Source organism: Isoptericola aurantiacus (assembly GCF_044769875.1).
GTDB classification, from domain to species: Bacteria; Actinomycetota; Actinomycetes; order Actinomycetales; family Cellulomonadaceae; genus Isoptericola; species Isoptericola aurantiacus.
Genome location: NZ_JBJBAE010000001.1, coordinates 814,352 through 826,954 on the forward strand (window position 1 = coordinate 814,352; position 12,603 = coordinate 826,954).

12 protein-coding genes are annotated in these 12,603 nt (G+C 73.7%); 7 read left to right on the forward strand and 5 right to left on the reverse strand.

Features of this window, described 5'->3' with window-relative positions; all coding sequences use genetic code 11:
• Nucleotides 1-12: 12 nt before the first annotated feature.
• Nucleotides 13-483, reverse strand: coding sequence for a helix-turn-helix domain-containing protein (locus tag ACIQLL_RS03695; RefSeq protein WP_402463416.1), 471 nt, complete (start codon nucleotides 481-483; stop codon nucleotides 13-15).
• Nucleotides 484-513: 30 nt separating this feature from the next.
• Between ACIQLL_RS03695 and ACIQLL_RS03700 the strand changes: the two genes are divergently transcribed.
• Nucleotides 514-1,215: a hypothetical protein gene (locus ACIQLL_RS03700; protein WP_402463419.1), complete on the forward strand. Its 702-nt coding sequence runs from the start codon at nucleotides 514-516 to the stop codon at nucleotides 1,213-1,215.
• Between the two features lie 85 nt (nucleotides 1,216-1,300).
• On the opposite strand, the gene ACIQLL_RS03705 is transcribed toward ACIQLL_RS03700, so the two are convergent.
• The 3 genes from ACIQLL_RS03705 to ACIQLL_RS03715 form a co-directional block, all read right to left on the reverse strand.
• Nucleotides 1,301-2,554: an arginine deiminase gene (locus tag ACIQLL_RS03705; RefSeq protein ID WP_402463421.1), complete on the reverse strand. Its 1,254-nt coding sequence runs from the start codon at nucleotides 2,552-2,554 to the stop codon at nucleotides 1,301-1,303.
• A gap of 13 nt (nucleotides 2,555-2,567) precedes the next feature.
• Nucleotides 2,568-4,013: a basic amino acid/polyamine antiporter gene (locus ACIQLL_RS03710; protein ID WP_402463424.1), complete on the reverse strand. Its 1,446-nt coding sequence runs from the start codon at nucleotides 4,011-4,013 to the stop codon at nucleotides 2,568-2,570.
• 118 nt (nucleotides 4,014-4,131) lie between these two features.
• Complete coding sequence (locus tag ACIQLL_RS03715; RefSeq protein WP_402463427.1) at nucleotides 4,132-5,199, reverse strand: LLM class flavin-dependent oxidoreductase; 1,068 nt, start codon at nucleotides 5,197-5,199, stop codon at nucleotides 4,132-4,134.
• 188 nt (nucleotides 5,200-5,387) lie between these two features.
• Here ACIQLL_RS03715 and ACIQLL_RS03720 point away from each other — a divergent pair, with 188 nt between their 5' ends.
• Genes ACIQLL_RS03720 through ACIQLL_RS03745 form a run of 6 tightly spaced genes read left to right on the forward strand, consistent with a single transcriptional unit; the run spans nucleotide 5,388 to nucleotide 11,433 of the window.
• Nucleotides 5,388-6,203, forward strand: coding sequence for a siderophore-interacting protein (locus tag ACIQLL_RS03720; RefSeq protein ID WP_402463430.1), 816 nt, complete (start codon nucleotides 5,388-5,390; stop codon nucleotides 6,201-6,203).
• A gap of 50 nt (nucleotides 6,204-6,253) precedes the next feature.
• A complete protein-coding gene (fepB, locus tag ACIQLL_RS03725; protein WP_402463432.1) occupies nucleotides 6,254-7,267 on the forward strand; it encodes a Fe2+-enterobactin ABC transporter substrate-binding protein in 1,014 nt (337 codons plus the stop codon).
• A 36-nt stretch (nucleotides 7,268-7,303) separates the two neighbouring features.
• Complete coding sequence (locus ACIQLL_RS03730) at nucleotides 7,304-8,329, forward strand: FecCD family ABC transporter permease (RefSeq protein ID WP_402463435.1); 1,026 nt, start codon at nucleotides 7,304-7,306, stop codon at nucleotides 8,327-8,329.
• A 7-nt stretch (nucleotides 8,330-8,336) separates the two neighbouring features.
• Entirely contained in the window at nucleotides 8,337-9,371 is a 1,035-nt protein-coding gene (locus tag ACIQLL_RS03735; RefSeq protein WP_402463438.1) for a FecCD family ABC transporter permease, read from the forward strand.
• Nucleotides 9,368-10,216 carry an ABC transporter ATP-binding protein gene (locus tag ACIQLL_RS03740; protein WP_402463441.1) on the forward strand — a complete coding sequence of 283 codons (849 nt, stop codon included), beginning with the start codon at nucleotides 9,368-9,370 and terminating at the stop codon, nucleotides 10,214-10,216. Before ACIQLL_RS03735 ends, ACIQLL_RS03740 begins: the two co-directional genes overlap by 4 nt.
• Complete coding sequence (locus ACIQLL_RS03745; protein WP_402463444.1) at nucleotides 10,213-11,433, forward strand: enterochelin esterase domain-containing protein; 1,221 nt, start codon at nucleotides 10,213-10,215, stop codon at nucleotides 11,431-11,433. The genes ACIQLL_RS03740 and ACIQLL_RS03745 overlap by 4 nt, the downstream gene beginning before the upstream one ends.
• Nucleotides 11,434-11,496: 63 nt before the next feature.
• Here ACIQLL_RS03745 and ACIQLL_RS03750 read toward each other — a convergent pair whose 3' ends face one another.
• On the reverse strand, nucleotides 11,497-12,525 hold the full coding sequence (locus tag ACIQLL_RS03750; protein ID WP_402463447.1) for a sugar phosphate isomerase/epimerase family protein: 1,029 nt from the start codon (nucleotides 12,523-12,525) through the stop codon (nucleotides 11,497-11,499).
• Nucleotides 12,526-12,603: the final 78 nt, after the last annotated feature.

Below are 12,603 nucleotides of genomic sequence, written 5' to 3' on the forward strand. Positions count from 1 at the left end.
TGCGCGGGCCCGTCAGGCGGCGGGGCTCCCGAGCGCGCCACCGGGGTGGATCCGGCCACGGCGCGCGTGCTCCTCGGCGACCCGCTCGATGCGCCGCGCGATGGCGGCCGAGGGCACGACACGGCCGGTGAGGTACGTCGACAGCCGGGAGGGCGACGTGCCGACGGCCACCGCGAGGTCCTGGGCCGTGAGCCCGGACCGGCGGAGGTGCTCGCGAAGTCCCCGGGCGACGGCCGCCCGGTCGCTCTCCCGGGCCTGCACGAGCACGTCCGACAGCAGGGCGGTGGCACCGTTCGGCTCGACGACGGTGAGCGCCGTCTCGAGCTGACGAGCCACGGCGCCGTACGGCTCGGCGCGGACCGCACGTGCGATGCGTTGCCAGTGCGGCAGGTACCCCCGCTCCAGGGCGGTGGCCAGCCCCTCGACCCCCCAGGTCGACACCGGGTCCTCCGGGCTGGCGTCGATGTTGCGGAACCGGAGCATGTGAGCCTCCTTATCAGATACGATAAGTGTATGCCATCTGCCAGGGACGCCACCGACCCGCAGGACGTCCCGACCCTCGAAGAGCTCGTGGAATCGGCCGCGAGACTGCGGGAGATCGTCCCCGACGCCGTCCTCGTCGGCGGCACCGCCGCGGCGCTGCACGCGCGGCACCGACTCTCCGTCGACCATGACCATGTGCTCGTCGACCTGCGCGACCGCTTCGACATCATCCTCGACGCCCTCGAACGGGAAGGTGAGTGGCTGACCAACCGGGTCCGTCCCGGAAAGATCATCCTCGGCGAGCTCGGCGGCATCGAGTCCGGACTACGCCAGCTCATCCGCACCCGGCCGCTCGAGACCGAACAGGTCCGACTGCCCTCGGGTCGCACCCTGAACGCTCCGACGTTCGAGGAGATCCTGCGCATCAAGGCCTTCCTCGTCGTCAAGCGGAACCAGGTGCGCGACTACCTCGACGTCGCGGCGCTCGCCGCAGCGGCCGGAACCGATCATGCCGCCCGCGTGCTGATCGGGATCGACGACTACTACGCCGACCTGCTGCACGACGAGTCCCCCGTCGCCACCCAGGTCGCCGCTCAGCTCGCCGCTCCGGAGCCGAAGGACGCTGCCGTCATCCCCGAGCTCCCTCGCTACAAGGGCCTGGCGAAGCGGTGGTGGAAGTGGGACGACGTGACGGCGACATGCGCCGAGCTGGCGCGCGCCATGGTGGCCTGAGGCTCGGCTGCGATGACGGGTCCGGGGACACCGAGGAGCCCTTCGAGATCACCGCCGCGAGGCTGGTCCCCGGACGCCGCTCCGGTCAGTCGAGCGGGTCCCGCACGATCGGGCACGTCATGCAGTGCCCGCCCCCACGCCCCCGGCCGAGCTCCGCACCCACGATCGTGATGACCTCCACCCCGGCTCTCCGCAGCGCCGCGTTGGTCTGGGTGTTGCGGTCGTAGGTGAACACCACCCCCGGCTCGAGCGCGACGGCGTTGTTGCCGGAGTCCCACTGCTGGCGCTCCGAGGCGTAGACGTCGCCCGCGGTCTCGACGACGCGCAGGCGCGGGAGCCCCATGGCCTCCGCGACCACGGCGACGAAGGACTTGCCGCGGGCGTCGACCACCTCGACGCCGGGCGACCGGTCGCTCGGGTAGAGCACGTAGGGGTGGATGCCGTCCACGATCTGCGGGTGCACCGTGACGAGGTCGCGGTCGGCGAACGTGAACACCGTGTCCAGGTGCATCGCGGCGCGCAGCCGGGGCATGCCGGCCACGACCACCTGCCGGGCCGCTCCGGCGTCGAACAACGCCTTGGCGAGCTGGCTGATGGCCTGCCGCGAGGTGCGCTCGCTCATCCCGACGAGGACGACGCCGCCCCCGACGGGCATGACGTCGCCGCCCTCCAGGGAGGCCTGCGCCCACTCGACCTCCGGGTCGCCCCACCACACCGTGGCGTCCCGGTAGTCGGGGTGGAAGGAGTAGATCGCCTTCATCAGCAGCGTCTCCTCCTTGCGCGCCGGCCAGTACAGCGGGTTGAGCGTGAGCCCGCCGTAGATCCAGCACGTGGTGTCCCGGGTGTACAGGGTGTTGGGCAAGGGCGGCAGCAGGTACTCGCGGGCGTCCGGCGACTGGTGCGCCAGGGAGACGTAGCCGGTGCGGTAGTCGTCGGGCAGGTCGGCGGTGGACAGCCCGCCGAGAAGGAACCGGGCCAGCTCCCCGGGCGGGAGCGAGTCGAGGTACTCGCGCGTGCCGTCCACCAGGCCCAGGCCGACGCGGTTGGGGATCACCTTGCGGTCCAGCAACCAGCCGCGCGCCTCGGGGATGGCCATCGTCCCGGCCAGCAGGTCGTGCAGCTCCACGACCTCGACGCCGCGGTTCGTCAGCTTGTTCACGAAGTCCAGGTGGTCGCGCTGGGCCGCCTCCACCCACATGACGTCGTCGAACAGCAGGTCGTCGCTGTTCGACGGCGTGAGGCGCTCGTGCGCGAGGCCCGGCGAGCACACCAGCACCTTGCGCAGCCGGCCCACCTCCGAGTGGACCCCGGGGCTCACCGTTCCGGTCGCTTCCGTCACCGTCGTTCTCCTCTCACAGGGTGATCCAGCCGGTCGACAGCCCGACGACGCCGACCACCGCTCCGGCCGTCACGGCCAGGAACAGCACGAGCTCGGCGGGCGAGAACACCCGCCGGCCCCGCTCGCGGCGGGTCATCGCGAACAGGATCGTGGCCGGCGCGTAGAAGATGAAGGAGACCAGCAGGAACTCGACGCCGGCGGCGAACACGAGGAACAGCGTGTACACCGTGGCCAGCACGGCGACGGCGAGGTCACGGCCGAGCGTGCCGCGGCCGGCGTCGTCGTAGGTCTCCCGGGTGACCCGCAGCTTGAGCGCGTAGGCCGCCGCCAGCAGGAAGGGGATGATCGACATGGCGGCCGTGAGGTCGAGCGCGAAGTCGAACGCGTCCGCGCTGAACAGCGTCACCACGAGCACCACCTGCGACAGCACCGTGGTCAGCACCAGGGCGGCCACCGGCACGTCACGGTCCGTCGAGCGGGCCAGGAACCGGGGCATGTCGCGGTCCTTCGCGGCGACGTACAGCACCTCTGCGGCCATGAGCGTCCAGGCCAAGTAGGCGCCGAGCACCGAGACGATCAGCCCGACGCTGACGAACACCGTGCCCCACTCGCCGACGGCGGCGTCGAGCACGCCGGCCATGGACGGCTGGCGCAGCGCGGCGATCTGCTCGGCCGGCAGGATCCCGTAGGACACGATCGTCACCGAGGCGAAGACCGCCAGGACGCTGAGGAAGCCGAGCAGCGTCGCACGGCCCACGTCCTCGCGCCGGCGCGCGTGCCGCGAGTAGACGCTGGCACCTTCCACGCCGAGGAACACGAAGACGGTGACGAGCATCGTGTCGCGGACCTGGTCGAAGAGCGACCCGTAGGACCGGACCTCCCAGTTGCCGGCGAACACCGACGGGTCCATGACGAACAGCGCGAGCAGGACGAAGACGACGATGGGGATGAGCTTGGCCACCGTGACGATCCTGTTGATCGCCGTGGCCTCGTGGATCCCGCGCCGGACCAGCAGGAAGAACAGCCACAGCCCGACCGACGAGAGCCCGACGGCGAGCACCGTGTCCCCCGCACCGAGCGCCGGGACCCACTCGCCCAGCGTGGACATGATCAGCACCCAGTAGGTGACGTTGCCGACGCACGCGCTGGCCCAGTACCCGGCCGCGGAGAAGAAGCCCGTGTACTCGCCGAACCCGGCCTTGGCGTAGGCGAAGACGCCGGCGTCCAGCTCGGGCCTGCGCACCGCGAGCCGCTGGAAGACCAGCGCGAGCATGAGCATCCCGGTGCCGGCCACGGCCCAGGCGATGAGGGCGCCGGACACCCCCGTCTCCTGCGCGAAGCGGCGCGGCAGGGAGAACACGCCGGCGCCGACCATCGACCCGACCACCATCGCGGTCAGCGTCAGGACGCCGACCGTGCCCGCGGCGGGCGCGGACCTCTGCTCCTGCTGCTGTGCCACGTGGACCCCCGCGACGGGCGATCAGGGACGGATCGGCGGACGGACCCACCTTGGCACGGGTACCGGGGGCGTGCCCGACGATGGTCCGGGTCGGCAGGTCCGGCCCGCGCCGGCACCGTCACCACCAGGGGCGACCCCCGGCGTGCAGGCCCGCGGCGTCCAGTGCCGGGACGACCTCCTGCAGGAACAACCGCAGCGAGTCGACCGATCCGCCCGGCAGCGCGATGACGCCGTCGAGCGCACCGGCGGCCGCCCGGTCCGCGATCTGCTCGGCCGCGTCGTCCGGCGTCCCGACGACGGTCCAGTGAGCGGCACCGCGCCGTCCGGCGCTGCGCTCGAACAGCTCACGAGCGGCGGGCCTGGTGCCGGCGAGGAAGAGGCTCAGCCCGGGCAGCACGGCGACGGCGTCGGCGTCGCGACCGTGGGCGACGGCTCGCGTGGCGAGGTCCCGGCGCAGCGCCACGCCGTCGTCGGCGTCCGGCGTCGCGGCGAACACGCCGTCGGCGACCCGGGCGGCGAGGTCCCGCCCGGCCGGGGAACCTCCGGCCTGGAGCAGAGGCAACCGGCCGCGGGCCGGCGTCGTCAGCGGACCCGCGACCCGGAAGTGATCACCGTCGTGATCGATCCTCCGGATCAGCCCGACGTCGGCGTACCGGCCCTGCTCCCGGTCCACGATCACTGCCTCGGGCGGGAAGCTCTCGCCGAGCCGTTGCACGACGTCGACGAGCTCGAGCGCCCGGGCGTAGCGCTCGGACGAGCTCGGCATCTCGCCGCGCAGGTACTGCTCGTGCCCGCCGAGCGCGGTGACGGCGTTCCAGCCGACCCGCCCGCCGCTGAGCTGGTCGAGCGAGTACAGCGTCCGCGCGGTGGCGTACGGGTGCGCGAACGTCGTCGAGACCGTCGTGACCAGGCCGATCCGCGACGTCACGGCGGCGACGGCGGTGAGCAGCACCGTGGGTTCCGGCCCGCTGAAGCCGGGGTCGCCGGCGAGCGCCGCGACGTCGAGCGAGGGCGCGTCGGGCTTGAAGACGAAGTCGACGCCTGCGGCCTCCGCGTCGACGGCGGCGCGGACGAGGTCGCGGGCGGTGTAGAGGTCCTCGACGCGGCTGTCCTCGCGACGCCACGCGGCGCCGCGCAGCCAGGTCGGTGACAGGGAGAGGCCGAGGCGCAGGACGGGGCGGGGCATATGACTCCGGGTCTCAGATGGTGGGCGGCCCTGGCCCGGGTGGGACACCGACGGGCAAGGTAAGGCAAGGAGAACCTCAGTGAGGTTTACCTCACCTCACTAAGGCTAGGCAAACCTTGGTCGGCGCCCTAGTCTCGGAGCGTCGCCATCCCGACCATCCCGACCACCGATCTCCAGGAGACGCCCCCGTGACCGTCCCGACGTCGACGCCCACCACCCACCGGACCCTGCAGCCGCTGCACGTCCGCACCCTGACGGTCACCGCGGTCACGGACCTGTCGGCGACCATGCGGCGGATCGACCTCGCGCTCGCCGACGGCGATGCCGACGTCCCGGCGGTGCCGATGGCGCCCACCGACCACGTCAAGCTCGCGTTCCCCGACGACGCCGGGGTCCTGCGCGTCCCCACGGTGATCGACGACCGGCCCGTGCGACCCGACGGCCCGGCGCCGATCCTGCGCGACTACACCGTGCGCGCCGCCGGCCCCGGCACCCTGACGATCGACATGGTCACCCACGAGCACGGCACCGCCGGCCGCTGGGCGGCCGCCGCCGCGCCGGGCGACCGCATCGCCTCCCTCGGCCCCCGCGGGTCGATCCACTTCCCGGTCGGCTACCGCCGGTACGTGCTCGGTGCCGACGACACGGCGATCCCCGCCGTCGCACGGTTCCTCGAGGAGCTGCCCGCCGACGTCGAGGTCGAGGCGGTCGTCGAGGTCGCGGACCGCTCGTCCGAGCAGCCGCTGCCCGCCCGGGAGAACCTCGCGCTGCGCTGGGTGCACCGCACCGCCGGCGAGACGCTCGCCGAGGCGCTGCGCACGGCCCGCGTCACCGCGGACACGTTCGTCTTCGTGGCCGGCGAGGCCCGGCAGCTCGTCGCGGCCCGCCGCCACCTGATCCGCACGCTCGGCGTCGAGAAGGCCCGGGTCGACGTCGACGGCTACTGGAAGGCCTGCGTCGCGGACCTCGACCACCACGCGCCCCTCGACCCCGACGAGGACTGACCCACCCGACGACGCGACCGTCGCCGTCGTCGACACCCGAGAGGAAACCCATGCACCGCACCCTCACCCGTGCCGCCGCGCTCGTCGGCGCAGCCGCCCTGACGCTCGGCCTGGCCGCCTGCGGAGCGGACGAGCCGGCCGCCGATCCCGCCGGGAGCGCCGACTCCACCGCGGACGCCGGCGAGTGGCCCCGAACCGTCGAGCACGAGGCCGGATCGACCGAGCTCGAGGCGGCACCCGAGCGCATCGTGTCCACCTCGATCACGCTGACCGGCACCCTGCTGGCGATCGACGCCCCCGTCGTCGCCTCCGCCGCGACCACGGCGAGCGACGACGGCCTGACCGACGCGAACGGCTTCTTCACCCAGTGGGCCGACGTCGCCGCCGAGCGCGGGGTCGAGGTCGCCTACCCGGACCTCGAGCTGGACCTCGAGGCCGTCATCGCCGCCGACCCCGACCTCATCGTCGCGTCGTCCACCGGCGCCGACGCCACGATCGAGGCCTACGACCAGCTCTCCGAGATCGCCCCGACCATCGTGGTCGACTACTCGGACAAGTCCTGGCAGGAGGTCGCGACCTACCTCGGTGACGCCACCGGCCTGGCCGACCAGGCCGAGGCCACCATCGCCGAGTACGACTCGTACGTCGCCGACGCCGCCGCATCGATCACCGTGCCCGAGGGCGAGACCAACCTCGTCGTCTACAACGGCAGCACCGAGGACGCCGCGATCGGCAAGCCGGGCGGTCCGCACGCCGAGATCCTCACCGCGCTCGGGTTCGACGTCGTCGGCGTCCCGGACGACGTCGACACGGCCGAGGGGGCCCGCGAGGACTGGGCCTTCGTGTCCATCGAGAACACCGTCGAGCACCTCACCGCCCCGACCGTCCTGGTCGTGTTCGGCGACGAGGACACCGCCGAGGACCTGCGCACCGAGCCCCTGTTCGCCTCCGCCCCGGCCGTCACCGACGGCGTGATCGAGCCGCTCGGTGTCACGTCCTTCCGCATCGACTACTACTCCGCGCTCGGCGTGGTCGACGCCGTCACCGAGGCCTTCGGCGCCTGACCGGCGCCGCGCCCGCCACGAAGGAGGACGAGCAGCATGCTCAGCACCGCGACCAGGACCCCGCCCCCGGCAGTCCGCCGGCGCTGGGTGGTGGCCGGTGCCGTGGTCCTGCTGCTCGTCCTCGTCGTCGCGTCCGTGGCGCTCGGCTCGCGCTCCATCGCGCCGGGCACCGTGCTCGACGCGGTGCTGCACCCCGACCCCACCGACGACGAGCACCGGACCGTGCAGATCCTGCGGATCCCGCGGACCGTCCTGATCCTCGTGGTCGGCGCGGCCCTCGGTGCCGCCGGCACCGTCATGCAGGCGATGACCCGCAACCCGCTCGCCGAGCCCGGCCTGCTCGGGATCAACGCCGGGGCCGCGGCGGGCGTGGTCACGGGTGCCGTGCTCACCGGCGCGCTCACGGACTGGTCGTTCCTGTTCGCCCTGGCGGGCGCGGCGGTCGCGGCCGTCGCGGTCCACACGCTGGGGGGTGCGTCCGGCGGGGGCGGCAACCCCGTCCGCCTCGTGCTGGCGGGCGTCGCACTGACGGCCGTGCTCGGCGCCTACACCTCGGCGCTGCTGGTCAGCTACCCGCGGATCTTCGAGCGGTTTCGCTTCTGGGACGCCGGATCCTTCCAGGGGCCGGCCGCCGACGTCCTGGCGCCCACGGTGGCCCTCGTCGGCGTCGGGCTCGTCCTGGCCCTCGGTCTGACCCGCTCGCTGAACGCGCTCGCGCTCGGTGGTGACCTCGGCCGTGCGCTCGGCGTGCACCCGCGGCGCGCCTGGCTCGCCGCCGGTGCCGCCGTCGTCCTGCTCGCCGGCACCGCCACCGCCGCGGCCGGACCCATCGCCTTCGTCGGGCTCGTCGCCCCGCTGACCGCCCGTGCGATCGTCGGGCCGGACTACCGTCGCATCCTGCCGCTCGGGATCGTCCTGGCGATGGCCGTCCTCCTGGCGGCCGACGTCGTGGGGCGGCTCGTCGTGCTGCCGAGCGAGCTCGAGGCCTCCATCGTCTGCGCCCTCCTCGGCGCCCCCGTCTTCGTCGGCATCGTGCGGCGACGCCGCGTGCCCCGGCTGTGAGGTACCTGTGACCGCCATCCTGTCCCCGGCCGCACCGGCGGACGCCGTCGCCCCGCGCTCCCGCCGAAGGTCCCGCCGCGCCGTCGTGACCGGCGTCGTCGGCGGGACGCTGCTGGCCGGCCTCGTCCTGCTCGGTCTGATGACCGGCTCCACCCCGCTGGGCGTCGGTGAGGTGCTCACCGCGCTCGGCGGCGGCGACGGCGCCCAGATCCTGTGGCGCGTCCGCCTGCCGCGGGTGGTCGCCGCCGTCGTCATCGGTGCCGCCCTCGGCCTGTCCGGTGCGGTCTTCCAGTCGATCTCCCGCAACCCGCTGGGCTCTCCCGACCTCATCGGGTTCGTCACGGGTGCCGCCACGGGCGCCGTGGTCGCCCTGACGCTCTTCGACGCCCGGCCCGGTGCCGTCTCCGTCGCGGCCGTGGTGGGTGGCCTGGTCACCGCCGTGGCCGTCCTGCTGCTGTCCCGGCGTGCCGACGGGTCCGCGGGCTACCGGCTCGTCCTCGTCGGGATCGGCGCCGGGGCGTTCCTGCAGGCCGTGAACTCGCTGGTACTCACCCGCGTGGACGGGCAGGAGGCGATCGCCGCCCAGCTCTGGCTCGTCGGGTCGCTCACGGCCATCGGCTGGTCGGACACGCTCGTGGCCGTCGTCGGGCTGGCCGCGATGGTGCCCGTCATCGCCGTGCTGTCCCGCCATCTCGTGGTCATGGAGCTCGGGGACGACTTCGCCGGCCAGGTCGGGGTGCGGGTCCAGGGGGTCCGCATCGTCGCGATGATGGCCGCGACCGGGCTCGCCGCCGCGGCGACGGCCGCGGCCGGACCCATCTCCTTCGTCGCGCTGGCCGCCCCCCACCTGGTCCGGCGGATCGCCCGCACCCCGGCGACGCCGTTCGCGCTGTCCGCACTGAGCGGCGCGGTCCTGCTGCTCGCCGCCGACCTCGCCGCGCAGTCCCTCCCCCTCGGGCTCCGTGTGCCGGTCGCCCTCATGACGGGCGTCCTCGGTGGCGTCTACCTCCTCTGGCTCCTCACACGAAGCAGGTGGCGATGACCACGTACACCCGACCCGACGCACGTGCCGGCGCACCGGCAGCCGTCGCCCCCGCGCCGCCGCGCCTCACCGGCACCCGCCTCACCCTGCGCTACGGCGACCGGACCGTGACACGTGACCTCGACGTCGCGATCCCCGACGGGAAGGTCACGGCGATCGTCGGGCCCAACGCCTGCGGCAAGTCGACCCTGCTGCGGGCGCTGAGCCGCGTGCTCGCCCCGACCTCCGGCGTCGTGAGGCTGGACGGCACCCCGTTGGGCGACCTCGGTACCAAGGAGGTCGCGCGGCGGATCGCGCTGCTCCCCCAGGGCGCCGAGGCGCCCGAGGGGATCACCGTGGCCGACCTCGTCGGGCGCGGCCGGTTCCCGCACCAGACCTTCTTCCGCCCGTGGTCCGACGCCGACGCCGCCGCGGTGCGGCGCGCGCTGGACGCGGCCGGGGTGGCCGACCTGGCGGACCGGCAGCTCGACGAGCTCTCCGGCGGGCAGCGCCAGCGGGTGTGGATCGCCACGGTGCTCGCCCAGGACACCCCGATCCTGCTGCTCGACGAGCCGACCACGTTCCTCGACATCGGCCACCAGTTCGAGGTGCTCGAGCTCTGCCGGGAGCTGAACGAGGACCACGGCGTCACCGTCGTCGCGGTGCTGCACGACCTGCAGCAGGCGGCCCGGTACGCCGACCACCTCGTCGTGATGCACGACGGCGCGGTCGTCGCCGAAGGGGGCCCGTCCGAGGTGCTGGACGCCGCGCTCGTCGAGCGGGTGTTCGGTCTGCCCTGCCGGGTGGTTCCGGACCCGGTGGCCGGCACGCCGATGGTCGTGGCACTGGGACGGAGGACGCGATGATCGTGCGGGAGACGACGGCGGCACCCCGCGTCGGTGACGCCCCGGCGCGGGTGGACGTCGGGTGGGTCGCAGCGGACGCCCGCCGTCCGCGGTTCTGGGAGTCCCTGGGGACGACGCCGGTGGTCGGCCCGGCGGAGACGCTCGACGGGCAGCAGGTCCGCCCGGTGACCTTCCTCGCACAGGTTCCGGCGGGCCACGAGGCGCTGGTGCACGTCAACTCGCTCACCGACCGGCACCGCACCGACCTGGAGCCGGCGCTGCTCGAACGCGTGCCGGGCACCGACGTCACCCACGTCACCTACCTGCTGCCGGACGACCTGGTGGCCAGCTACCGGTTCGTCGTCGCGCCGTCGATCGACCGGGACGCCGGCACCACGCGGTCCGGCTGGTTCGGGATCCACGAGGCCGGGCGTCCCGACCCACGCTGCCCCGAGGAGCTGTTCCACCCCCACGGCGCGGCGTCCAGCGTGCTGCGGATGCCTGCCGCGCGGTCGCACCCGGCGTGGGCCGCGGCACGGTCGACCACCCGGACCGGCGGCACCGCGGCCGGACCTGCGGCACCCGGCGGGAGGGTCGCGCGCCAGGAGACCCGGGTGGCCGGCCGCCCCGTGGTGCTGCTGGGCGACGTCGCGGCACCGCACGCGCTCGTGCTGTTCGACGGCGCGATGTGGGAGTCCGCCGGGCTGCGGACAGCGCTGGCCCACCGGGACGGCGAGCTCGCCGTCGTCCTCGTGGACAGCGGCTCCGGTCAGGAGCGCGCCGACCTGCTCCCCCACCCCGAGCGGGTGGGCGCGTTCGTCGAGCGCGTGCGGGACCGGCTCGGCGCGACGGTCCCTGCGCTGGGCGACCCGTCCCGGGTGACGGCCGCCGGGGTGAGCTTCGGCGGACTGGCCGCCGCGGGGCTCGCGGTCACCCGTCCGGACCTGGTGGGCTCGGCCGTCGTGCAGTCCGGGTCCTTCCAGTTCCGGGCCGCCGAGGAGCTGCGGCGCGACACCGACCGGCCCGGCGATCTGTTGCGCTCGCTGGCGGGGCGGACGCTGCGGACCCGGCTGCACGTCCAGGTCGGCGCCGAGGAGGACATGCTGGCCCACCAGGCGCGCAGGTTCGTCGAGCGGGCGCGCGAAGCCGGCGCCGACGTGACGTTCGACCTGTGGGCGGGCGGCCACGACTTCGCCTGGTGGACCGACGCGCTCCTCGACGGGCTGGACCGGCTGTGACCCGGATGCGGGCGGGCGCCCCGGGGAGGAACCCCGAGGCGCCCGCCACGACCTGTCGTGTCCTCAGTAGCGCAGCGTCGAGAGGTACTCGAAGCTGTCCTGCGCGAACTCGGCGCTGTTCGGGGCGCCGTCCCGCTCCAGGATGTAGTAGTCGATCTTGCCGTGGGCGGCCCGCAGGATCGGGGCCCAGTCGATGTCGCCCTCGCCGACGTCGGTGATGTCGCCGCGGCCGTACGGGGCCACGCCGTCCTTGATGTGCAGCAGGTCGATGCGGTCGCCGTACTCCTCGAGCAGCTCGACCACGTCGACGCCCGCCGCCGTCGCCCAGTAGACGTCGACCTCGAACGCCACGTACCGCGGGTCGGTGTGCTCCTCGAGGATGTGCCAGGCGCTCTTCATCTCGCCCGTGTCGGGGTCGGCGTACATCGTCTGGAACTCGCCGGCGTGGTTGTGGCCGAAGAACTTGCCGGTACCGTTCTTCACCGACCGCTCGCCGAGGCGGTTCATCGTCTCGGCCGTGGCGACGACGTTCTCGTACCCGCCGCTGATCCCCGGCGCGGCGAACCCGCCGGACCCGACGAACTTCTGCCCCAGGTCCTTGGCGTACTGGAGCGTGACGTCGAACGTCGCCTCGTCCGTGCTGCCGTGCGAGCTGGGCGCCTTCATGCCGTGGTCGTGCAGCTCGGTGCGGAACTGCGCCGGGCTGTAGTCCTCGTACGAGCCGAACCCGCCCGGGGTCCCGAACGGCTCCACGTTGCGCAGGCCGACCTCCTCGAGCTCGTCGATGACGCCGTCGATGCCGATCTCGTTCTGCCAGCCGAGGTAGCTGTACAGCTGGATCCCGATCTTCTTCTCGGGGACCGTGCGGCCGTCCTTGCACTTGCCGTGGTGGTGGCCCTTGCCGTGGCCGTGGCCCTTGCCGTGCTGGTGGCCCTTGCCGTGGTCGTGGCCGTGGCCGCGCTGCTGCTGGTGGTTCGCTCGGGAGTCGCCACCGCCGTGTGCGGTCGCGGGCCCGGCGCCGAGCAGCCCGAAGGCGAGCAGGGCGGTCGCCGTCGCCGCGAGAGTGCGGCGGTGGGTCGTGGTGCGGTTCACAGGTACCTCCTGGGTCGTGCGACGTCGTCGTCGCGGGGTTCGTGCCGGTGGGTCGGAACGCTGGGCGGTCGCTGCCGC